The sequence below is a fragment of the Flavobacterium kingsejongi genome (genome assembly GCF_003076475.1).
GTDB classification, from domain to species: domain Bacteria; phylum Bacteroidota; class Bacteroidia; order Flavobacteriales; family Flavobacteriaceae; genus Flavobacterium; species Flavobacterium kingsejongi.
The window spans coordinates 1409711-1432798 of record NZ_CP020919.1 but is presented as its reverse complement, the minus strand read 5'-3'; the positions used below and the strand labels follow the sequence as shown (position 1 = coordinate 1432798).

The window sequence follows — 23088 nt, the reverse complement described above, 5'->3', positions numbered from 1 at the left end:
AAAAGCAATGGTTGAGTTTAGGGTTTTTGAGTTTAGTCTTTTTACTGATCCGGAATATCCAAATCGCGTAAGGCACGTTGTAAAAAAGTCTGTCGCCTTAAATTTTCTTCGACTTCATTAACTGCTTTCAGAAGATTATTTTCCGTCTCTGTAACTTCAGTCAGGAGGTTTTTGATGTGTTGCCATACCGGCTCCATTCGCCCTACTAAAGCTTCTCCATTTGCCGTGAGCGCAACAAGCCGTTTACGTTCGTCATTTTTATCTTTTTTAGAACGGATCAATTTTTGCTTTTCCAATTCTTTAAGCAGGCTAATCGTTGACGGGTGGGAATATCCTATTTCTGCAGCAAGCTCTACTATACCCAGTTGTTTTTTATGATAAAGCGCATACACTACAGGAAACCACTTCGGTTCAAAATCGATATCATATAACTTATAAATTTGTAGGCCGTCTTTACGCAATTGTTCGCTAAGTCGCTGTAACCGGGTGGAAATAGCGAGTATTCCTGAGGCATCAATAGTATTCATAAGTATTATTTTAGTGGTAAATGGCGAAAAACATTATCAGCACTCATTAGCGGAAAAGACTTCGGAAGATCTGCTTTAGCAATAGGCACAAAACCATTTTTCTCATAAAATCGCAAAGCAGCTTCAAGTTTGGTTACGGTTCCCAAATATAAATGATTTATCCCGTTTTCTTTACTGTAGGCAACCAATCCTTCCAGCAACTGCTGTGCAATTCCGAATGCCTTTCCCCTGAATTCTTTTTTCACAAACATCTTTCTGATGGCTCCCGAATCTTCCGAATAACGAATCAGTCCTATCGTACCTACCAGTGCTCCGTCAATATGAGCACCCCAAAATCCACCACCGCTGGCGTGATAATATTTTTCAATATCCAACAAATCTGGTTGATCCTGCAGGGTTATTGAAACATTAAATTCTCTTTGCTGTATGGGCAATATGATATCTATAATCGCTGCTGCATACTCATTTTTAATAGGCGCTATTAGTGCTTCCATAGTTGATAATTTATAATAACACAAAACTACGTAGTTGAATACATATATTAGTATTTCATTTCGTTATTTTACAAAAAATTAACACCCGTGAATGTTTCTTTAAAATAGGAACACCCAATGTTGCTGATCAATTTTTACCGATTCTAATCATACAATTCTATACCTTTGCTTTTTTAATTGAAATTCCTACTTTTGGAGCATCTATAACTACTACTGATATGAGTATCACAAAACACGATTGGACTAAAGAAGAAATCATAGCGATATATAATAAACCGATGATGGATTTGCTGTTTGAAGCAGCGTCAATCCACAGGGAAGAACATGACCCAAATGTGGTTCAGGTTTCTACTTTATTATCGATTAAAACCGGAGGATGTCCTGAAGATTGCGGCTATTGCCCACAAGCAGCCCGTTACCATACAGGCGTTGAAGGAAACGACCTGATGTCGGTACAACAGGTAAAAGCACAGGCATTACGTGCTAAATCCAGCGGCTCTTCCCGCGTATGTATGGGAGCAGCATGGCGTAACGTAAAAGATGGCCCTGAATTTGACCAGGTATTGGAGATGGTTCGTACCATTAACAAATTGGATATGGAAGTATGCTGTACCTTGGGAATGATTACAGAAAACCAGGCGCATCGCCTTGCAGAAGCCGGGCTCTATGCTTACAATCATAATCTGGACACTTCGGAAGAATACTATAAAGAAGTCATTTCAACCCGAGGTTTTGAAGACCGTTTGCAAACTATCGAAAACGTACGAAAAACTAATGTCACCGTATGTAGCGGTGGAATCATCGGGATGGGCGAAAGCATCGAAGACCGTGCAGGAATGCTGGTAGCACTGGCCTCTTTGAATCCACAGCCGGAATCTGTTCCTATTAATGCTTTAGTTGCCGTAGAAGGAACACCTATGGAAGAGGAAAAACCTGTAGAAATCTGGGATATGATCCGTATGGTTGCCACTACCCGAATTGTAATGCCGGAAACACAGGTACGCCTTTCCGCTGGAAGGACCAATATGAGCCGTGAAGGACAGGCCATGTGTTTCTTTGCCGGAGCAAATTCTATCTTTGCCGGAGATAAACTATTAACTACTCCGAATCCGGATGTGAATGATGACATGAAAATGTTTGAAATGTTAGGCCTAAATCCACAAAAACCTTTCAAAAAATCGTCTCAGCCAAAAACCGTAGAAGCAGTAGATTCTGAATATCAATCCCTTGGTGAGAAACCAAGATGGACCCGCCCTGGACATACGATTGAAAGAAACCTGGAAGCTTCCGGTAAAAAAGTATAATTTTTAGCCTTCAAAATATTCAAATGAAAAGCTTTTCTTCTTCGGAGGAAAAGCTTTTTTATTTTTTATCGCTTTTCCAACGCAACCTTTTGCGAAATAGTTATTCTTATCTTTGAATACAAATCAATACCCCAGGATGTTCCAGAAATTCAATTTGTTCCCGTACTACTATTTTATACTCCTGACCTGCCTTCTATTTACCCATACCATACATGCACAACCCATACACTATTGTGATTCGCTGATTCAGTCCGGCATTAAGGCCATGTGGAAAAAAGACCACGTGAAGTCATTGGAATTGCTGACCGAAGCCAAAAACATGGCTGCCAAAAATCGCTGGTACAAGCAACAGTTTCTCGCAACAAATAATATTGGTGCCAATTATTACACAATGCTCGATTATGGGGAAGCACTGAATTATTACCTCGAAAGCTATACCATAGCAGTTAAAAAGCTCGAACCTGCTTATGAAATGATCGTTCTTAATAACATCGCGATATTATACTCAAAGGAAAAGAATTATGAAAAGGCCTATGAGTACTTCAAAAAGGCTTATCAGATTGCCAAACAAAATAAAGATTTGCTCAAAGTGGGGCTTTATGCCATGAACCTGGGCAATGTAGCCAATGAAACCGGCGAACTCCGCCAGGCCCGAATCTATTTTAATGAGGCCCTTCCGAACTTAAAAACCCAGCCGGAAATGTATATTTTGGCTCAAATTGCAATTGCCGAAAATGACTTGCTCCAGCACCAGCCTGGAAAAGCAAGAAATACTGCTCTACAATTATATAAGACCACCAAAGACCTCAACTATAATGACATTGGTATTTCACTTCTATTTATTATTTCTAAAAGCTATTTGGAGGAGAATAATGCTGAAGAAGCATTGCGCTATGCGTTTAAAATAAAGGAAACCCAACCCAATCTTGAAACCAAAAAAGCACTTTTTGAATTGCTGTCCGATAGCTATACCCAACAGAAAGAGTACCCTGCAGCCCTGCGTTATAAAGATTCTGTAATTGCCAATGAACAACGGCTGAATGAAATCAAAAATGGAAAACTTTTTGAAAATAGCCGTGTAAAATTTGAAATCCAGAATTACAAAAATGAAATCGCGCTTAATGAATCTAAATTATCCAACGAACGTAAAATATTCTATTCCATCATCGCGATTATCAGTATTGTTGTCTTCTTTGTACTCTGGACCTATCGAAACATTACGATCAAACACAAACAGCGAAAGCTGATTGCAGAGCGGAATGAAAAAATCCTGGTATTGGAATTGGAAAAAGAAAAGAGTGACAACCTGTTACTTGAAGAGCAGTTTAAAGAAAGAGAGACTGCTACCTTATTGGAACAGGAAAAACTAAAAAATGAAATTGAATTAAAAAACCGGAAGCTATCCGCCAAAGCCCTTTACCTCTCGGGTCGCAATCAGCTGATTGAGGAAATCCTCCAGGCCCTATCCAAAATCCCGGAATTGCCAAAACACATTTCCCTGTCCAATCACATCTCAACTTTAAAAAGCCATTTAAAAACGGATACTGAGTGGGATAGTTTCATCACACATTTTGAAGAAGTGAATCAGGGATTTTTAATCACCCTAAAGCACAAACATCCTGGGTTGACTGCCAACGATATCCGTTTCATCTCTTATATCTACATGAGCTTAAGTACAAAGGAAATAGCCTCAATGCTCAATATTACCCCCGAAGCCTGTCGCAAAAGAAAGGAACGCATTTCTGCTAAAATAGGGCTTTCAGAAAATATCCCACTATACGACTATCTCTCAACGCTATGAGCGGACGAATCACGCTTTGTCACAACCTATGTCACACTTTGTCCGGTATTATTTTAGGATATGAACGCTCGTTTATTGAAAATTTATAGAACAAAAATTATACTACAATGAAAAAAATTACTTTAATGCTATTATTGTTTTTTGCCTGTTTTTCGGTACAGGCTCAAATCAGTTATGAGGCTTCCCCAAACTATGCAAAATTATTTGACATCACTTATGATGCCACAGTTCGTAATAAAATGTATGCCAGAACCAATAATAACCATATTTTGGTTTCCCTAAACAATGGTGCCAACTGGGATTTACTATATTCCTATCCTGAAACTGAATCCATCAATAACATGAAATTAGTTCCGGGGAATACTGCTTTATCATTTACTACCAATGAAGGAATTCACATCCTGGATTTAGCAACGGTTTCACTAACGCATTTTTATGCTACGCCAGACAATAATGTCGATGGTGCCTCACCAAGTATCATGGGAAATTACAGCGTTTACAATGCCGATGGGACGACACTATTGGTAATTACTTCTTTTAGAATAGGATTTGCTAATTTTTCTAAAGTATTCTATACTAGTAATTCTGGTGCCGACTGGAATGAAGTCTATTATACTGTAAATAATGATAATGTATTTATACAAAATGTGGCTATAAGCCCAAACAATCCTTCCAAATTAGTTATGGCAAGGGGCAATGGCAATAGTGGCATTATTGGTGGCGTATGGATTTCTACCAATGCAGGTACCTCCTGGACTGAGCGCATACCAGGCGTAACTTTGGAACCTATCGCTTTTCACCCTACAAATGCAGATGAAATTCTTATTGGCTCCAGTATTGGTTTTGGTGAGCATGCAGAAAATCTATACAAATCAACCGATGGGGGGCTTACATGGAACAGTGTACCGATCACCTGGACGGAGCAAACCTTAAATAATATCGTGAAAATTGTTTACAATCCGGGCAGTCCAAATCATATCCTTATTTTAGAAGAAAATGAAATTGTCACGAGCAATGATGGCGGGGTAACATGGAACAATAGCGTTTATGATCAAAATAGCACTGTGTATTCTTATGGTACAGCAGCTTCTTTTAACCCGTTTGATGCCAATCAGGTAATTATTACAACGGATTATTTTCCGCAGATTTCCAATGATGGTGGCCAGACACTTAACCAGATAGCTGCTCCTTTCCATAATGTGATTAGTGTTGCCGTCAGTAATGTAGGTAATACGGAACACTTATACTACGGAAGCCAGGGCGGTTATTTCCATAAGGATTTTACTGCCGGTACCAATATTGGATACAATACCCAACCGGCTACAGAATACAATCCACGCAGAAACTACCTTATTGCCGACAAAACGATGGCCGGTAGGGTTTTTATATTTTCTTCCCTTGGTTTTTTTGGAGCAAAACTCTATGTCAGCACTGACTATGGCGTGACCCGCACAGAAATCCTGAATACTTTTGCAGATGATGTACGAGCCATTACAATCGACCCTACAAACAGCCAGATCGCTTACATCTCCTTACGAAATGGGGACAGCAGCACAATGTTCAAAATCGATATCTCAAATCCAGACAATGCTGTAGCTACAGAGATTATCACGCCAGGCGAGTATTCCGAAGGCTTAGGGAATGGTGTTGTTACAGGAATCATAATTTCAGCCATAGATTCCAATATCCTGTACATCGCACAACGGGACAAATTCTACCAATCGACCAATGGAGGAACTACCTGGGTAGAAAAAATCTCAGGTTTAGACAATCTATCCGGTAATACAATCCTGAATTTAGCAGCCAATCCTTTTGCTGCAAACGAATTTACATTGGCCACCAATATCGGCATCTATAAAACCGTAGATGCTGGAGAAAACTGGGCTGTATTATTGAATGGAGAACCGGTCAATCAGCTTACTTATTCCCCAACCACAGCGGGTGTACTTGTAGCCACAACTCACAGCTCTATATCTTCGGACGCCACAATACGATTGAGCATCGATAATGGTCAAAACTGGGCTACAATTTCGAATGCAACATTACAGTATATCCAATCTAATGCATTTGATTATACCTTTACGGGCAACACCCTTAATGCCTATATCGCAACTTCTGATTTGGGCGTATTAAAATTTGTTATTGCTGATATCACTTTAGGAACCGGTTTCCCTACTTTACCCAATAACAGCATTAGCCTTTATCCTAATCCAGCTTCAGATTATGTACATGTAACAGTAAGCCATAGCACGGGAGCACTTGAAAGCGTTACTATATTTTCAGTAACCGGCCAAAAGGTACTGGAAAGTAAAACAGCAGATTTTAGTATCTCAGGATTAAGCAAAGGAATTTATTTCGTAAAAGTAACTGCAGAAAATGGCAAAACATTTGTACAGAAACTCATTAAAAAATAAATTACCCCTTTTTTAAAATACTCTTTTATAGTAAAGTGCTGTCTTTTGAACCTTCAAAAGACAGCACTTTTTCGTTATTATTTTATATAAAATTTAGCAAATTAAAATTAACAATTTATTAATTTTGTGTATACCCGTGTGAAAAAGAAGATCTATTATTTCAAATCCCCTCCCTTTTTATGGCGATACACCTAACCGAAATTGAACGTGTAAAAACTATTTCTAAAGAAGATTTTTTTAATAATTACGTAAAAAAACAGAAGCCCCTCGTCATAGAACAGTTAACCACAGACTGGCCTGCGTATGACAAATGGAAGCTAAATTATATCAAAACCATTGCTGGAGAAAAAACAGTTCCCCTGTATGATGACCGACCGGTCTCCCATAAAGATGGTTTTAATGAAGCCCACGCCAAAATGAAAATGGCCGACTACATCGATCTTTTACAGTCCAAACCTACACCCTACAGGATTTTTCTTTATAACCTGATGAAAGAAGTCCCGTCACTACAAAATGATTTCAAATGGCCAGATATTGGATTGCGACTGGTGAAGCAATTGCCTATGCTATTTTTTGGCGGTGAAAATTCAAAAGTGTTTATCCATTATGATATTGATTATTCCAATATACTTCATTTTCATTTTAATGGTAAAAAAAGATGCATTCTCTTTGCCCCCAACCAGACACCATTTCTGTATAAAGTACCGCATGCCTTGATTTCCCGGGAAGATATTGATTTCGATAATCCCGATTTTGAGAAATGGCCTGCATTACGCCAAGCTCATGGCCTTATTGCAAATCTTGAACATGGCGAAATGCTGTTTATGCCCGAAGGATATTGGCACTATATGAAATACCTGACACCCGGATTTTCGATGAGCCTGAGAGCATTCCCGAGAAAAATAAGCAATTTGGCCAATGCCGTGTACAATATTGCTATCATGCGGAATTTTGATAGTCTGATGCGAAAAATAAAAGGACAGGCCTGGATTGATTATAAGAATGAACAGGCCATTTTAAGAACCCATAAAAGACTTAATCTTCCATTATAAATATCCCAAAGCAGGAATTATACAATGTCATGTTTTTTATCCTACTTTTGAACAATGCACCAATAGCACCCATTTTGGGATAACAATATGAGTGATTCTTTTCTAATTGCTGAAATAAAAAGCAAAGCTGAACATTTTTGCGCCTACCAGGAACGCTGCCATAAAGAAGTGGTTCGGAAGCTCTATGACCTCAAAGTAACGGGACATCAAGCTGATGAAATTATAGTATATCTCATTGAAAATAATTTCCTGAATGAAGAGCGTTTTGCCTGCAGTTTTGCCCGGGGAAAACACCGGATAAAATATTGGGGCAAAATCAGGATTATCAACGAACTTAAATTCAGGGATATTTCAAAGTACATTATCGATAAGGCCCTTCAGGAAATTACACCTGAAGAGTATAGCCATACTTTTCATCATGTCGCAGAAAACCAGTGGGATCTTATCCACGAAAAAAACATTCAGAAAAAAAGAAAAAAATTCTGTGACTTTTTACTTCGTAAAGGTTTTGAGAGCAATTTGATTTATGAAAAATTAAAAGAATTGGAAACCTCCGATCTGGATTAATCATTACTTTTTTACAATTTATTTTATTTAAAACTATTCCTACTTATTTTATTTAACAATATCCGCATTTACATTACAAATCAGTTTGTAAAACAAATGTTAAATTTTCTTTGGTTGTTGTTATAAAACAGACAAATCCTCCATATTTCACTGCACTTTAGATACAGATTTACGAAACCCTTTTCGTGAATTTTGCACTTCGTCGGATATAAAATGCACTTCGTCGAAAACACAAAAATACGCGCTCTAATAATCTTTGAATAGGGTTTTGTACAACTAATTTTGGCCTGTAAAACAAATACAAAAAGCTAAAATTAATTTTTACAATCCCCATACAATGAAAAAACTATACTTCTTTTTTGCATTATTAACCTTACCATTTTTAGGTTTCTCTCAAGCATTAAATGGTAGTTATGTTATTAAGGCATCTAACACAGATACTAATTTTAAGAGTTTGGCTAATGCTGTTGCTCGCGTAAATAGTGTCGGTGTTGCCGGACCTGTAACTTTTCTATTGGATGAAGATGTAACGGTGAATACTCAAATCACCATTAATCAATTTTCAGGAACCAGTACTGCAAATACTTTAACGATCAAACCGAATGCTGGCAGAACGATCAACATTTCCGGTGGTGCCGTATGGACAAATACCGCTTTAATTAAATTAAATAATGCGGACAATATAATCATTGATGGTAGTAATACTACAAACGGAACAGATAAAAACTTAACGTTGCTAAGTACTCTCGATACTGACAATAACAATGAAAGTATTATTTGGGTAGGCAGTAGTACTTCTAACGGTTCTCAAAATAATATTTTTAAGAATATTAAATTTAGTGGTTATTCCAATGGCTCAAATAGGACTGTGAAAAATGGAATCATTTTCAGTAATGCTACTGATGTTAGCACAGAAGAAAGTGTACCTAGCAATAACAACACTATTACAAATAATGAATTCTACAGAATCCGTTATGCGGTAAATGTTTCAGGGAATACAAATTATGCCAAAAACTTAACGATTACAAATAATACTTTTGGTTCAGCCGGGAAAGAAATTACTGTAGCAAGCATCCGAATCTCAAACGGACAGGGCTTCAACGTTAGTAATAACTTAATCAATACGATGACGCGTACCGATAACGCAGTTACAATCTCTGGAATTTCTATTGAAGGTAAATCACTTAACGGAACCATTGCCCGTAATACAATTAAAAACATTACAAATACGGCAGGTTCTGGTGGTCCAGTGCGTGGATTATTGGTCAATACAGATAACAACGTTACTGCTAATCTTGTTATTCTTAATAATATCATTTCTAACATTAGTACTTCCACAAACAACATGTGGGATACTGATAATGGAGCTCAGGGAATTTATATTAATTCCGGAAAAGGAATCAATATCTACCAGAATACTGTGGTAATGAATGTAGCACAAAACACTACTTCAGCAGCCCTAATGATTATGGGCGGATCTCAATTCAATATCCGAAATAATATTTTCGCCAACACACAGGCTGTAAATACTAATTCCAGAAGAATTTTTGCTATCTATTGTGGTACCACTGCTGCTTCCAGTACAGCCAACTATAATGACTATGTGTCTTCACAATACATAGGATATTACGGAAATGATCGTACCACATTGGCAGATTGGAAAAGTGCAACTTCTGTAGATGCCAACTCCAAAAATGTTACGCCAGTATTTGTTTCTGCAACAGATTTCCATTTAAAAAACCCAAATACTACGAATGCATCATTAATTGGTGATACTACTCTAAAATCAACATATCCAACTGATATCGATGGTGACACCAGAAACATTCCAAGTATGGGAGCAGACGAATACACCCCTTGTGTACCTGCCGGAAACCAAACTGCTTATGGTAATGACTCCTGGATAGGTTATGTATATTCTGACTACTCGAATGCCAATGCAGCTCCAGTAGCTGGTGCCTCAACATACACTGGGTATATCACAGAAACCACACTTTTTGATCGTAATACCGGAGCAGATCCTTTGGATGCTACTACACTTTGTACCCCACAATCTGATTATTTCTTTATTCGATACAAAATGAATAAGAATTTCACCGCAGGGACTTATAAAATTACCGTGGGTGGAGATGACGGATACCGTTTAAGTATTGATGGTGGTCAAACCTGGATTGTGAACAACTGGAGTGAGCATTCTTATGTCTCTACCACAGTTTCTGTTGCCTTAAATGGCAGTAAGAATCTGGTTTTGGAATATTTTGAAAGAGAAGGATCATCACGGGTAAGTTTTTCTTATGGTATGGTGACTGGTGACCCAACAGTTTTCGGAAATAATGTATGGAATGTATATGCTTACGATACTGCTAATTTTAACCTGACCACAGCAAATTATAATGGTTATTTCGTAGACGGAGCATTGGGAATCAATTCTGAAGATCGTTGGAATAAAGCCGGAACACCTTCCAGTGCAACGGGATATCAGGGTGCTCCTGTATCAGTAGATAATTTCACACTGGTACACAAACGTCAGGGCTTTCCATGTGGACGTTATGACGTAAAAATGGAAAATTGGGACGATGCCGCTCAGGTATATATCGATGGTGTTATGGTATGGTCTGCCGATAATTACAGCGGTGGTTATGCTGTGCCACTTTCATTAGGAATTTACAGCCTGGGCGCCACTACCAAAATGGAAGTACGCCTGAAAGAAAATGGCGGTGATGCAAGAATAAAAATGTCATTAACGGATATCCCAGTAGTATACAATGGAAGCTGGAGTTCTTCAGACACCCAAAACTCTTCTGTAAGAATCGATAGTGACCTTACTGTTACAGGTACTTTGAATGTATGTTCTTGTACAATAAGTGCAGGGAAAAAATTAACCATCAATGAAAATGCAGTAGTAAATGTGATGGAAAATGTAACTGTTATTGACAATGGTAAGATTTTGGTAAAAAATAATGGTTCATTGGTTCAAATTAAAGAATATGGAACTTTTACAGGGAGTGCAACTTCTTTTACTATGGAAAGAAATACAAATCCTGTAAGACGTACCGATTTCACATACTGGTCTTCACCTGTAGCTCCAGAAGACTGGAAACTAAACCAATTATCACCACTAACTTTAAGTTCTAAATATTATAGCTTTAATCCGGTAACAAACCAATGGGTAACTCTTACCGGAGGAAATGTAAATATGGAAACAGGAAAAGGATATATTGTAAGAGCACCACAAACTTCTGATGTTACTATTGCTGCTGTTGTTAATGCACAATTCACAGGAAAAGCAAACACAGGACAAAGAACCATTACCATCACAAAAGGGCAAACTGCTTCTAACTTAATTGGGAATCCTTATCCTTCTGCAATTAACATTGATAAGTTATATGCTGCAAATCAAGGTAAGATAGATGGTTCATTCTATTTCTGGACACACAATAGTTCCCCGACCAATACAATAAACGGAACCTATGGTTATAACGGAAGTGATTATGCTACTTACAATCAAACTGGCGGAACGGCTACTGCACCAGCCGACACCAATGGAAACAAAAATACCCCAAGAGGAATTATCGCTTCTGGACAAGGATTTTTTGTAAATGCATTACAGCCAACTGCTACTATAGTATTTAACAACGATATGCGTCAGGGAGCCGTATCAAACAATGCTCAGTTTTACAGAAGCGCAAATGATTCTGTAAATCAGGCTACTGATAGTACTGCAATTGAAAAAAACAGATTTTGGCTTAATATTTCCAATGCTGATGGAGCATATAATGAAGCTTTAGTAGGATATATTACAAATGCGACGGATGGTTTTGAAAACGGATACGATGCCGTAACTTATGCCTCAGGTTCTGCACAACTTTATTCTTTGATTAGTGATAAAAAGCTGGTAATCCAGGGGCGTGCTTTGCCTTTCACAGAAAACGACGTTGTTCCTATGGGAATTACAGTTACAGCTGCCGGACCTTACCGTATCGCAATGGATCAATTCGACGGGCTGTTCCAACAACAGAATATCTATCTGGTAGATAAATTGAATCATGTTACTCATGATTTAAAATCGGGAGCTTATGACTTCACATCTGAAGCAGGTACTTTCAATGATCGTTTTGAAGTACAGTATGTGAATGGCACTTTAGGTGTAGAGGTTCCTGTACTTACTGACAACGCAGTAAAAATATACAGAACCGGAAAACAAATTACAGTAAAAACACCAGCGTTAAACATGAAAAATGTTACCGTATATGATTTGACCGGAAAACAGATTTTTAGTAAAAATAACATCAATAACAGTGAGTTTGTAACTTCTGAGATCAATGCCGGACACCAAGTGATTTTAGTTACAGTTACCTTGGACACTAACCAGAGTATTACTAAAAAAATAATGATGAATTAAATTCAAATATGTCCCGTCCTGAAATAGCGATACAAAAAAAAACTCAATTATGTCTAAAGAGAAAAATTATGTAAAGCGAACCCAGCGAGATTACAGTATGTCTCTCAAATTGCAAATCGTCCATGAGATTGAACGAGGAGAGTTATCTACACATGGAGCTTGTAAAAAATATGGTGTGCAAGCACGTTCAACAGTTGTTAGTTGGCTTAGAAAATTTGGTAACTTTGATTGGGAAACCCAAACCCCATCTCAAATGGCTAAAACACCTGAACAGCAAATCATGGAACTCGAAGCTAAAGTTACGCTTCTTGAAAAACAGAAAGCTCATCTGGAGCAACAAGTTAATTTTACGGATAAGAAAGCTATTATTTTTGATATGCTTATTGATATTGCAGAGAAAGAATATAATATCGATATCCGAAAAAACTCATCACCCGAACAATTGTCCTATTTAAAGAAGAACAAAAACAAACCTTAGGTTTTACCTGTAGTTTGTTCGGGATAGACAGGCAGGTCTATTATCGTAGCATTAAAAGAAAAATCTTAAAGCAATCAAAGTCTGAACAAGTCATTCTTATGGTAAGAAAGATTAGGATGAAAATGCCTCGTATCGGTACGAGAAAGTTGTATTATTTATTAAACCAGGAGCTTAGAGCATTGAAGATTGGAAGAGATATGTTTTTTAATATCCTCAAAGTAAACCATCTGCTAATATCTCCAAAACGGAGCTATCATATTACGACTAACTCATATCATCGTTTTAAAAAACACAAGAATTTAATTGAAAACTTAAAAATAATACGTCCTGAACAGGTTTGGGTATCCGATATTACATACATCGGAAAAAGAAGTAAGCCCTGCTATTTAAGCTTAGTAACAGATGCATATTCAAAACGGATCATGGGATTTAATGTAGCTACTAATTTAAATGCCGAAAATAGTCTTAAAGCTTTACAAATGGCTCTTAAGAGCAGGAAAAATAGTTGTTTGTCGTTAATCCATCACTCAGATAGAGGTATACAATATTGTTCTGATGAATATCAAAAAGTGATACGCAAGACTAAAAACCTGCGCTGTAGCATGACTGAGTCTTATGATCCATATCAAAATGCGGTCGCTGAAAGGGTAAATGGAATATTAAAACAGGAGTTTTTAGTAGATAGGTATAATGATCAGCAACTTAATATTATTAAGTTAGTAGTTAAGGAATCTATACAGATTTATAATCTAGTAAGACCGCATTGCTCTAATCATATGCTTACTCCGATGCAAATGCATCAGCAAAAAGAAATAGAAATGAAAACCTATAAAACAAAAAACAGAAGTAACCATGAAGCTACTTCTGTCTAAAAAATGTACTTTTATTATTATTAATCCTGTATTGCTATTCTAGGACTAGACAATACATAATAATAAGCCCCTGAATCTAATGACTCAGGGGCTTTTTTATTTAAGTGATAAGATTGTTTAATTTATGTCATCTCCAATACAATACTCACTGCATTGCCACCGAAGCCTACCGCATTAACTAACACTTTTTGTATTTCTTTTTTGCTTTTTTGTCCCATATCAATAAAAGGAATCCCTATAAATTCCTGGTGTGCCATCATAAAAAGCGCCATTTCAATACTTAAAATCCCCGAAGCTCCAAATGTATGCCCGATTTTCCATTTATTGCTGGTCAGTAATGGTTGTTTGTCACCAAATACCTTTGTTATCGCTTTGTATTCCGACAAGTCTCCTTTAATCGTTCCCGGGGCATGCATTACGATACAATCTATTGTTTCGGGATCGGTGCCCAAGAGTGCCATTTGCATGGATTTCTGAAAACAATCCGCTTCTGCAGAAATGGAGATGTTATGTTGTAGTATTTCCGTGGCATATCCAATACCGCTTATGTAAGCAAGTGCGTTGGCCGATTTGCCTATTTCAAGACAAGCCACACCAGCACCTTCACCCAATAGCATCGAATTTCTTTTTTTATCCAAATCCAGTGCCCTGCAAGGATAATCGGTTCCCGGCTGTCCGTAGATTTTCAGCGCCTGCATTTGTGCTATTGTAAAAGGCGTCAGCGGTGCCTCACTACCCCCAACCAGGAATTTATTGGCCATGCCAGCACGAAGCCATGCCACTCCGTTCAATACGGCATGCAAAGCGGTGGAACAGGTTATAGAATGTGAAATTTCCGGCCCTTCGCTTTGCAGGTCATGGGCAACCCAGGATGAAATATTTCCTAAAGTAGTCGTTGGCGAACTTAAGGTATGGGCTTTACCGTTTTCAATAAAATCACGGTGGTGCTCTTCAAAAAGTTGAGTCGCACCTCTGGATGACCCAATATTAATCCCAAAAGAATCTTCCTTCCCCCAGCCAGCTTTTGCAACGGCCAGCCTCGAAGCAGCCATCGCATACAGCACCGTATTATCAAGAGACTTATATTTCGGATCTGAATTACGGAGGTCCTGCACTAATTGCATTGCTTCATCGGACAGCACTGCATTTAATGCTTTTTGTGCTCCAAAATCCCGCTCCGTAAAGAGATGCCCATTTTGCTGGTACAATCCCCATATCGTATCCGGCTGGTAGCCTAAAGGGGAAACTGACCCTATAGCGGTAATTGAAATAGTCTCGTTCAAAATTATATTGTTTTTACACTATCTAAAGAGTAATGCTAAATTAGATAACCGATTCCAATGCAGCAGTTATTACTTCATATATCTTTTCAAGCTGCTCCTCCTCCATCACATAAGGAGGGAGGATATAAATTATATTTCCAACGGGCCGCATTATTACACCATTTTCAATAAAAAAATCATAGAGCTTATTCCTAAGGGTTCCATAATAACTTTCTTCCGTTTCGATTTTTACTTCTAATGCAAAGATTACGCCTAAAACCCGTACCGTAGCCACTCTCGGATGGTTGATTATTCGGGTGGCAAAATTCCGGTGTGACTTATTAATCTGTGCGATATTATGCTGTATCTCTTCCCGAAATAATAACTCAAGACTCGCTAATGCTGCCGCGCATCCCGTAGGATTGGCCGTAAAAGTATGACCGTGAAACAGTGCTTTATTGATATCGTCATCGTAAAAACCATCAAAAAGTTCCTGCGTAAAACTCGTTACAGCCATAGGTATCGTTCCTGCAGTGAGCGCTTTTGACAAACAGAACATATCCGGCTCTGTCGTTAAGTAATCGCAGGCAAATGTTTTTCCGGTCTTGCCAAAACCAGTCATTACTTCATCGGCAATAGTTAATACCTGATGTTCTTTACAAATCGTTATCAACTTATCCAAAGCCTGTGGCTCATACATTACCATCCCTGCAGCGCCTTGTACTAAAGGTTCAAAAATAAAAGCAGCAACATCATACTCTTCAATATGTCTTTTTAGGGTTTCAATACTTTCTTCCTCACAACCGTTTGTGGGTACTGGAATCCGTAATACATCGATAAACATTCCCTGAAATGCCTGCGTATAAAATGAAATCCCACTGGCCGCCATAGCAGCGAATGTATCACCGTGAAAAGCATTTTCAAACGCAATAATTTTTGTTCGCTTTTCTCCTTTATTGTAAAAAAACTGCAATGCTGACTTAATTGCTACTTCTACTGAAGTAGAGCCGTTATCCGAAAAGAAAATCTTTTTCTGGTTCCCCGGTAAAAGCGACAGGAGTTTTTCAGCCAATAAAATAGCCGGTTCGTGGGTAAAACCACCGAATAAAACATGTTCCAGCGTCGTCAGTTGCTTGTAGATTGCATCCGCTACAAATCGGTTACTGTGCCCGAATGGATTTACCCACCAAGAGGCAATTGCATCAATATATTCTTTCCCATTCTCATCCCAAAGCAATACGCCTTCGCCTTTGGTAATCACAATTGGTTTCTGAGCTGTTTTGTGTTGGGTGTAGGGATGCCAGTTGTATAAACTATCTTTTTCCTGAAGTGTCATTAATTCATTATTTTAAAGCAGGATGAATCGCATAGTGCTTTCCTACTGTATAGGTATTGATTATAAATTTTATTATAGGGCTTACAAAATCACAAAGACAATAATGCTTCCCGAAACTGATCCGCATAGTCAAGGATTACGTTCTTATCAAAATAAGGTTCCTGCTCAATCCTTCCAATCATCGGAACACCTGTTTTATCCATGATAATACGTTCTGTCGCTTCATTTACTCCTCCGTTAAATACAAATCCTGCGATGGTAATCCCCCTATTTTGTAAGGCCTCTACAGTCAGTAGTGTATGATTTATGCTTCCTAAATAATGCCTGGAAACGATAATGACTTTATAATCCTTCTGAATCAGGTCAACAATAGTCTCCGATTCATTAATAGGGACAAAAATCCCACCTGCACCTTCGATTACAAGCGCACGTTCAGTAACAGGCTCCACTATTGCAGACAAATCGATACGAATACCATCCAGCTCAGCAGCCAAATGGGGGCTCGCAGGTGTTTGTAAAGCATAGCTATTGGGAAAAATGTGGGTTAGTGGATTTGAAATATAGGACTTGATCTTATGGCTATCGGAACTTTCCAGATCTCCCGCCTGGATGGGCTTCCAGTAGTCAGCTTCCAGTGCCTCGGTAATAATGGAGGACGCAATTGTTTTTCCAACGTCGGTACCAATTCCGGTTACAAATATTTTTAGGGGTTGCAAACGCTTCATATTATCAGAAATTGCTACTAAATTTTATGCTGCAAAGTTACTGAAAAGACGGGCATCAGTTATAATTATTCCTAAAAATGCAATGGGTTTCCAAATTATAATTTTAAATTTAATACCGGAAGCAAATTAGTAAATTCAATAGAAACAATCCTGTTCCTACCCATTTATCGCTTTGTGACTGAACCCCAATCTAATCCATTAAGTATATGTATAATCGCAAAAACGAATTGTACAAAAATAAAAAACGAATTGTACACGTTTTGGCCAAATAGTCTTATTTTCAAATAATGTTTAAACGCGTTTTAATTACGCAAAACCGTAAGGTTAGAACAAAAGTAGCACATAAATTTGTGTACTACTAATTTAAACTTACACCACATGAAAAGAATTATTTCTTTCTTATTATCTAGCACAGTATTTATATACGCCATATTATCAAGTGTAGAAACCTATTTTATGATATTTTTTACTGTTATATACTGCATCAGTATCGGTTATTTTTTATACATCAACCTGAGAAAGAAAAAAGCATTATAACGCAAATGCGCCGACCAACAATATGTTGGCCGGCGCATTTTAATTATATACTGACTTCGCTATCGGTAAAGCACAAGTCATTTTAACGCTGCCGTTTTGATTAGCTAAAAAATTCAAAGTAAGATTATCAGATTGTAAAATAACCTCGTATATGCCTTTATCAACGATCTGCGCATGATTATTAAGTATCTGATAAAAAATCTTTTCCGGGTCAATTATAGCATTCATTGGGATGGATATTCCACCAGTGGACGTGCCGCCAATTTTAACAGCTTCTAAATTAATCAAAACAAGGCCATCTTTTAGACGCATACGACAAACGTTAATTGTTATACCCGTATCTGCTGGCGGCGTAAAAGGTATATTTACCCAATCTGTTGTCTGAACCAATGACTTTAATTGCCGTAAATTTATAGCTTGATCTGGCAATAAACCATCGGGTAAAGATACAGGCAGTTTAAAATTATAATGACCATCGCGACCAATTGTTAGAGCCACAAAATTATCACTACTTTGATCAAACCTAACTATTGTATCCAGTGTTCCGGTTGAACTATAATTCGGGATAACAACCCATTCCCGGGCATCAACGGAATTAGAGTTCTTTTTAAATACGATTGACCCCGTACGATTGGATTCGCTTACGACTTCGGAACTACATTTCACAATTCCGATTACCGTCAGTGCTTCTAAAAATGTTTTCTGCCCCCCGATATCTTGATTTAGGGATTTATAAACAACGTTATTACTGGCAACCGATGAAATATTTAGCCAGTCCCTAATCGTATCAGAACCGGCCTGCTTCCAGGTGGACTGATTGCCAGAGCGTATCATTATCGAAGATATATCACTATTTGGCACGAATTGATCTGAGTAGGCATAACCACCCAATCCGTTTGAATGCTGCGAAACAATATTCCAAAACGATAGGGGGGAAACGTTAGAGCCGTTTATATTTGCTTTTGCGGATTCGACGGTTTGCAATTGCGAAAACCTCACAGCTTGGCCAGCGGTTGTGGCTACTGGCACAGTTACGCCCCCGACAAAATCTTTTATACCCTGCACAACTTGATTTCCTTGCGTCTTAACATTGATAATATCCTGCGCAATAAGCGAAGTGACATTGCCATTAATGGATTCTAAAGCATCATTCGTTTGGCTAACGAATCCGTTATAAGCAACTACAGATATTTTTGAATCCAAAGCAGATTGTAGCCCGGAAATATTTACGATATTAAAATTCACGAATGAAAGGACATTACCAGCAGTATCTTTTAACTCCAGGACATTGGCCTGACCTGATTTGAAATTGATAGATTTTGCCACATTTGTAACAAATGAACCGACCGGAACGGCAGAAAGCATTTCACCCTGATCGTTCCACAACTCTAAATTATTCGTGGTTTGGTTAAATCGGAACTCGGTGCCCTCGTTATTCAAAAATGAAACATTCAAAGTCGCAAGTATGTCCCCGGCACTATTGCGCAATTCAATTTCCTGGGCTGCCTGATTCGCTATAAGTGTCAACCCATCATTAACCGCAATTGCGTCGGCATGCTCGTTTAAGGTCTGCTGCAAGCCTAAAACTTCGGGGATCATGTGAGTATGCCCCACGTCGCTTTTAGTGGCTAATTTGTCAGCTATGCCGTGCGCATTAGCGTCGGCGATATGACCATCAAGCTGTATTTTGTCAGCTTTCCCTATTAAAGCCCCTGGTAACCCGTTTACACTTGACTGGGGTATTTGTTCGTCTTTATGCCAAAACGACTGCCAGGAAGCCCAAAATTGAGCCTGTGAGGGTTTCTTTCCTGTTGTGAACCATTGTAATATTGTACTGATTGGAGTTGCCATATTATCCTACGAATTTTATGAAGATTACTACCCTGTATGGGTTTAAAATTGAAAATGCGACATTGGAGCCGGTTGCGCTTGTATTACCGTGTGCTGCGGCCTGATTGCTACCGCGGAGTACGTAATTTTCATTTCCTCCACTTCCGCCGTCATAACCGTTTTTCGCGACCTGGTTAGTTGCATTAACTTCATTGTATGGGTTAATCATTTCAGGTGTGAACATATAGTGCTTATGCGGTGGCAGTTCTGCGACTGTAAGCTGTTTAGTTGTCGCACCGGCCATTTTACCGACCTGGTTAAATTCCGTTTGGTCGGGATTAAAACCCGCAGGGAAACGCCCCCGCCATGTCATATCTTCCACCCAACCGGGCGGTATTTCATTTGCAGGCCGTTGCCACAATACCGGGGCATTTCCTGTTTTAAAAACTGCTGTTAACTTCTCAAGACTCGCCAATCTTGCATTTAAATCCAGGGGAATTTCCTTTGTAGGCAATAACCGTTTAAAGCCCGTCCACAGATACGATACATCGGCGGTACCTATTGCTGCGTACCGGATCATGTGTACCGGTTTAAGTTCGCCGTTCTCAAACTCTTTAATGACTGGCTCCTCAAAAATGACCACCGTACTATCTGGTACAAAATAACCAGTACGAAACTCCAAAACTTCATTGTTAATAAATACGGTACCGGAAGCGATACTATTACCGGTTATCTCACATCCGGAAATAATAACCAAATTGCCGGCAATATTGCCGAGAGCATTAAATACCTCAAAGGCCGTTTGCACCTCCTGGAGACGTTCCGTTTTTAATGGGTAGCCGCCTGTCTGATTAAAATCTGATCTATTCATTGATAAATATATTATAGCGTTTCCCGCCTGCTTTGTAAAATTGAATGAGCGCGTGAAGCGCATAAATTTGGGTGTTATAAATTTCCTGGGGTACATAAACAATGAAATCCAGGCCGGTGTCTGCCGTTTCGGCCTCAGTCCTCAAATAAATAGTACCTGGCTCTGATTCGGGCTGCAATATGGTCACTCCGTATTCGGCCTCCGGGTATATATAGGTTATTTCGTAGCGATTGCCATCACCGATATAAATACGCCGTTGTACAATATCAAAGCGATCATTCAAAGCCTTTCGTAAGTAGCATATTTGCCCGGTATGCTCCAGCTTGTAAAGGTTGTCCTCCCGAAACAATTGCCAACGGTACAATAGGCTATCTATTGGCTTTACCAGTTGCTGTATATACGCTAACATTATCGGCTTTCGAAAGAACGTTGGCAGTTGGAGTATTACCAGGTCGTTGATATTGATATTATACCACATAATAGCTAATGTTATTAAAAGAATCCATCACATAATACCCGCTTTCCGGGATTGCCCGTATAACGATCGGCTGCGGCTCGCCATAGTCACCAGCTGAAGAACTGGGATCGATAGAAGCACTGGACGCGCTCATTATTGTTACGTCCAGGACGCCTTCCGCAACCTGGATGCGATCCAGCAGGGCAGACAGTTTTAATTCACCATTAAAAGGCAATTCCTTTAAATATTTTTCGATCGCCTCATTTACCGGAAACTGCTGTAATATATTCATGCCGTTTTCATCCAACAATAACGCGTTACGCTGTATCTTAATATTTAAAAAAAGTAAGTCAGGGCGGTAGTTGATTACGGTAATAGCCACACCGGCAAAACGTATTTCATTTATATAAGTCTCGAATGATTCTTTTTGGCCTGGAGTGATCGGCGTAAGAACTCCGCCCGATTCTCCAGCTATTTTAATAATTACCCTGGAGGCGGTCGTCGATTCATTTACGGCCGAATACTTCACTATTTTAGAGGCTTCTATTTCGTCATCAGTAGCGGTGCCATTATCAAAATAATCGTGATCCGATACCAGGGAAAAACCAAATTGAAAACGTAAAGCCATCGTTCGGTACCAGGATAGCGTCCCGGCCTTTTGGGTAGTCAGCAAATCGGTTATTTCATTTACATGAACATCGAAAAGCATTTCGAGTAACCAAATTGCATACGCGACAATAAAAGCAATGATCTTAAAAACAGCCATATTACTGGAAGAGTTCAAACTTTGTAGGTGTTCGTTTGCCGCAATCGAGGTTACAATTTCCTGTTGTATTTCGTTTACTGGTCGTGCCATGCTATGTGATTATAAAATTTGTATCTACTATCATCGATCCGATTCCGGTAGGTTCCGGAATGCCCTCCCGGCCTGTTAGTCCCGTTGCCGGTACTATCTTCCTGGCTTCGAAATATTGAAGGGCTTTTGGCGATTGGGTAAGCCCATCCGGGATAATAATCTCATCCCCTGCGGCCATTTGATCGGTAATTGATCGGTTGTTTACCCTGGCTATTTCAAAGGCATTATACACCGTTCCGGTGTATTGGATGGATAAATCCAAAAAACTCTGCTGCATTAAAACTGTTACTGTTTTCATTTTTATAGGGTATAAAAGGCATCGACCTCGATTTGACCACCATTCCCGATTTTAAGCGTATTAACCAGCATACCATCGATCACGTATTCCTGGCGTATCTCCCGGGCTAAATCGTCCGGCTTACCGTCCTCTAAATAGCGGCGGGCTGCAACTCCACGCATCGGATATTCTTTGAACTCGCCCTTATCACTAAGGATCAATGTTTTTTGATGTTGGTAAGAGGATTCACCGATCATAAAATCGCCGTTTATAATTTCGATATCCAGGTCTTGGGTTAGTTTTAAATCTGTTGGCATGTTATATAATAGTTCCGGTTCCGGTGCCTGTATGGGCTTCCGCGGTTCCTGTTGTAGTGACGGTAACGTTTACCTGGCCTGATTTAACAAAGGAATCAACCGCGTTGGCGATTCCTGTAGCGATGCGCTGTACTGACTGGTTTGCGTTGGATTCTTCCGTTTGCTCCTGGGTAAAAACCTGCACAAGTGCGGCGATTAATCCTGCTTTATTTAAACTCATTTTAATAGGGTTTTAAATCGTGTTTTAAGGGCTTCAAACTCCAGAGCATTAACCAGGTTAATAGTCGGCCCCGTATTGGTGGTAAAGACCATATTCGAAATAGCCTGAAATAAATCATCCATCAATGTAGCCAGGCTTTCGCCGCCACTTTCGATATGTACTTTTTCGGTTAGCTCAAAAATGGTCGTACCGGTGTACCATGCTATTTTTTCCACCTGGTCGCAGGCGATTATCATCCAGTCCTCATCGTCTTCGATCCGCACGGCCAGGACATAACTGTCTATGGCGGGGATTTGGATAAAACTTTTATTTCCGGACAATACAGGGCGTAATCTAACATCGAATATTAACTGACCGTCCTCGTCTCTTAAATCGCAAGTTCCGGCCGCCTCGTCGACACTATTAACCTGGGCGATGTTGGTTACCGGCGGCGCGCCGGCTTTTGCCATAAATTCAAGCTGTGTTCGGATTTGGTCTACTGTTGCCATA

21 protein-coding genes are annotated in these 23088 nt (G+C 39.1%); 8 read left to right on the top strand and 13 right to left on the bottom strand.

Translation table 11 applies throughout. The features are described 5' to 3' along the window. Window positions 1-41: 41 nt before the first annotated feature. Both FK004_RS06110 and FK004_RS06105 read right to left on the bottom strand, forming a co-directional pair. Complete coding sequence (locus FK004_RS06110; RefSeq protein ID WP_108736472.1) at window positions 42-527, bottom strand: MarR family winged helix-turn-helix transcriptional regulator; 486 nt, start codon at window positions 525-527, stop codon at window positions 42-44. Window positions 528-532: 5 nt separating this feature from the next. Next, on the bottom strand, window positions 533-1021 hold the full coding sequence (locus tag FK004_RS06105; protein ID WP_108736471.1) for a GNAT family N-acetyltransferase: 489 nt from the start codon (window positions 1019-1021) through the stop codon (window positions 533-535). A 218-nt stretch (window positions 1022-1239) separates the two neighbouring features. On the opposite strand from FK004_RS06105, the gene bioB reads away from it, so the two are divergent. The 8 genes from bioB (at window position 1240) to FK004_RS06070 (ending at window position 13911) form a co-directional block, all read left to right on the top strand. Continuing rightward, a complete protein-coding gene (gene bioB, locus FK004_RS06100; protein WP_108736470.1) occupies window positions 1240-2325 on the top strand; it encodes a biotin synthase BioB in 1086 nt (361 codons plus the stop codon). 136 nt (window positions 2326-2461) lie between these two features. Further along, complete coding sequence (locus FK004_RS06095; RefSeq protein WP_108736469.1) at window positions 2462-4126, top strand: tetratricopeptide repeat protein; 1665 nt, start codon at window positions 2462-2464, stop codon at window positions 4124-4126. 107 nt (window positions 4127-4233) lie between these two features. Beyond that, window positions 4234-6540, top strand: a complete 2307-nt coding sequence (locus FK004_RS06090) for a T9SS type A sorting domain-containing protein (RefSeq protein ID WP_108736468.1) — start codon at window positions 4234-4236, stop codon at window positions 6538-6540. A 179-nt stretch (window positions 6541-6719) separates the two neighbouring features. Then, a complete protein-coding gene (locus tag FK004_RS06085; RefSeq protein WP_108736467.1) occupies window positions 6720-7592 on the top strand; it encodes a cupin-like domain-containing protein in 873 nt (290 codons plus the stop codon). 87 nt (window positions 7593-7679) lie between these two features. Then, window positions 7680-8159: a regulatory protein RecX gene (locus tag FK004_RS06080; protein ID WP_108736466.1), complete on the top strand. Its 480-nt coding sequence runs from the start codon at window positions 7680-7682 to the stop codon at window positions 8157-8159. Between the two features lie 337 nt (window positions 8160-8496). Beyond that, entirely contained in the window at window positions 8497-12561 is a 4065-nt protein-coding gene (locus FK004_RS06075; RefSeq protein WP_108736465.1) for a T9SS sorting signal type C domain-containing protein, read from the top strand. Between the two features lie 49 nt (window positions 12562-12610). Then, window positions 12611-13039 carry a hypothetical protein gene (locus tag FK004_RS19400; RefSeq protein ID WP_227871586.1) on the top strand — a complete coding sequence of 143 codons (429 nt, stop codon included), beginning with the start codon at window positions 12611-12613 and terminating at the stop codon, window positions 13037-13039. Between the two features lie 14 nt (window positions 13040-13053). Beyond that, window positions 13054-13911: an IS3 family transposase gene (locus FK004_RS06070; protein WP_262497642.1), complete on the top strand. Its 858-nt coding sequence runs from the start codon at window positions 13054-13056 to the stop codon at window positions 13909-13911. 122 nt (window positions 13912-14033) lie between these two features. Here the strand turns inward: FK004_RS06070 and FK004_RS06065 are convergent, their stop codons facing one another. The 11 genes from FK004_RS06065 to FK004_RS06015 form a co-directional block, all read right to left on the bottom strand. Further along, window positions 14034-15194 carry a beta-ketoacyl synthase N-terminal-like domain-containing protein gene (locus tag FK004_RS06065; protein WP_108736464.1) on the bottom strand — a complete coding sequence of 387 codons (1161 nt, stop codon included), beginning with the start codon at window positions 15192-15194 and terminating at the stop codon, window positions 14034-14036. Window positions 15195-15234: 40 nt separating this feature from the next. After that, on the bottom strand, window positions 15235-16509 hold the full coding sequence (gene bioA / locus FK004_RS06060; protein ID WP_108736463.1) for an adenosylmethionine--8-amino-7-oxononanoate transaminase: 1275 nt from the start codon (window positions 16507-16509) through the stop codon (window positions 15235-15237). Between the two features lie 89 nt (window positions 16510-16598). Then, a complete protein-coding gene (bioD, locus tag FK004_RS06055; protein ID WP_108736462.1) occupies window positions 16599-17234 on the bottom strand; it encodes a dethiobiotin synthase in 636 nt (211 codons plus the stop codon). A gap of 576 nt (window positions 17235-17810) precedes the next feature. Then, window positions 17811-19622 (bottom strand): phage tail fiber repeat family protein, encoded by a 1812-nt coding sequence (locus FK004_RS06050; protein WP_108736461.1) that lies wholly within the window; start codon window positions 19620-19622, stop codon window positions 17811-17813. Between the two features lies 1 nt (window position 19623). Next, window positions 19624-20472, bottom strand: coding sequence for a hypothetical protein (locus FK004_RS06045; RefSeq protein WP_108736460.1), 849 nt, complete (start codon window positions 20470-20472; stop codon window positions 19624-19626). Next, window positions 20465-20950: a hypothetical protein gene (locus tag FK004_RS06040; RefSeq protein WP_108736459.1), complete on the bottom strand. Its 486-nt coding sequence runs from the start codon at window positions 20948-20950 to the stop codon at window positions 20465-20467. The genes FK004_RS06045 and FK004_RS06040 overlap by 8 nt, the downstream gene beginning before the upstream one ends. After that, window positions 20940-21785, bottom strand: a complete 846-nt coding sequence (locus FK004_RS06035; RefSeq protein WP_108736458.1) for a nucleotidyltransferase — start codon at window positions 21783-21785, stop codon at window positions 20940-20942. The genes FK004_RS06040 and FK004_RS06035 overlap by 11 nt, the downstream gene beginning before the upstream one ends. 1 nt (window position 21786) lies before the next feature. Continuing rightward, window positions 21787-22083, bottom strand: coding sequence for a hypothetical protein (locus tag FK004_RS06030; protein WP_108736457.1), 297 nt, complete (start codon window positions 22081-22083; stop codon window positions 21787-21789). A 2-nt stretch (window positions 22084-22085) separates the two neighbouring features. Next, window positions 22086-22379, bottom strand: coding sequence for a hypothetical protein (locus FK004_RS06025; RefSeq protein WP_108736456.1), 294 nt, complete (start codon window positions 22377-22379; stop codon window positions 22086-22088). Between the two features lies 1 nt (window position 22380). Then, window positions 22381-22599, bottom strand: coding sequence for a hypothetical protein (locus FK004_RS06020; RefSeq protein ID WP_108736455.1), 219 nt, complete (start codon window positions 22597-22599; stop codon window positions 22381-22383). Next, window positions 22596-23087 (bottom strand): hypothetical protein, encoded by a 492-nt coding sequence (locus FK004_RS06015; protein WP_108736454.1) that lies wholly within the window; start codon window positions 23085-23087, stop codon window positions 22596-22598. Before FK004_RS06015 ends, FK004_RS06020 begins: the two co-directional genes overlap by 4 nt. Window position 23088 lies beyond the last annotated feature (1 nt).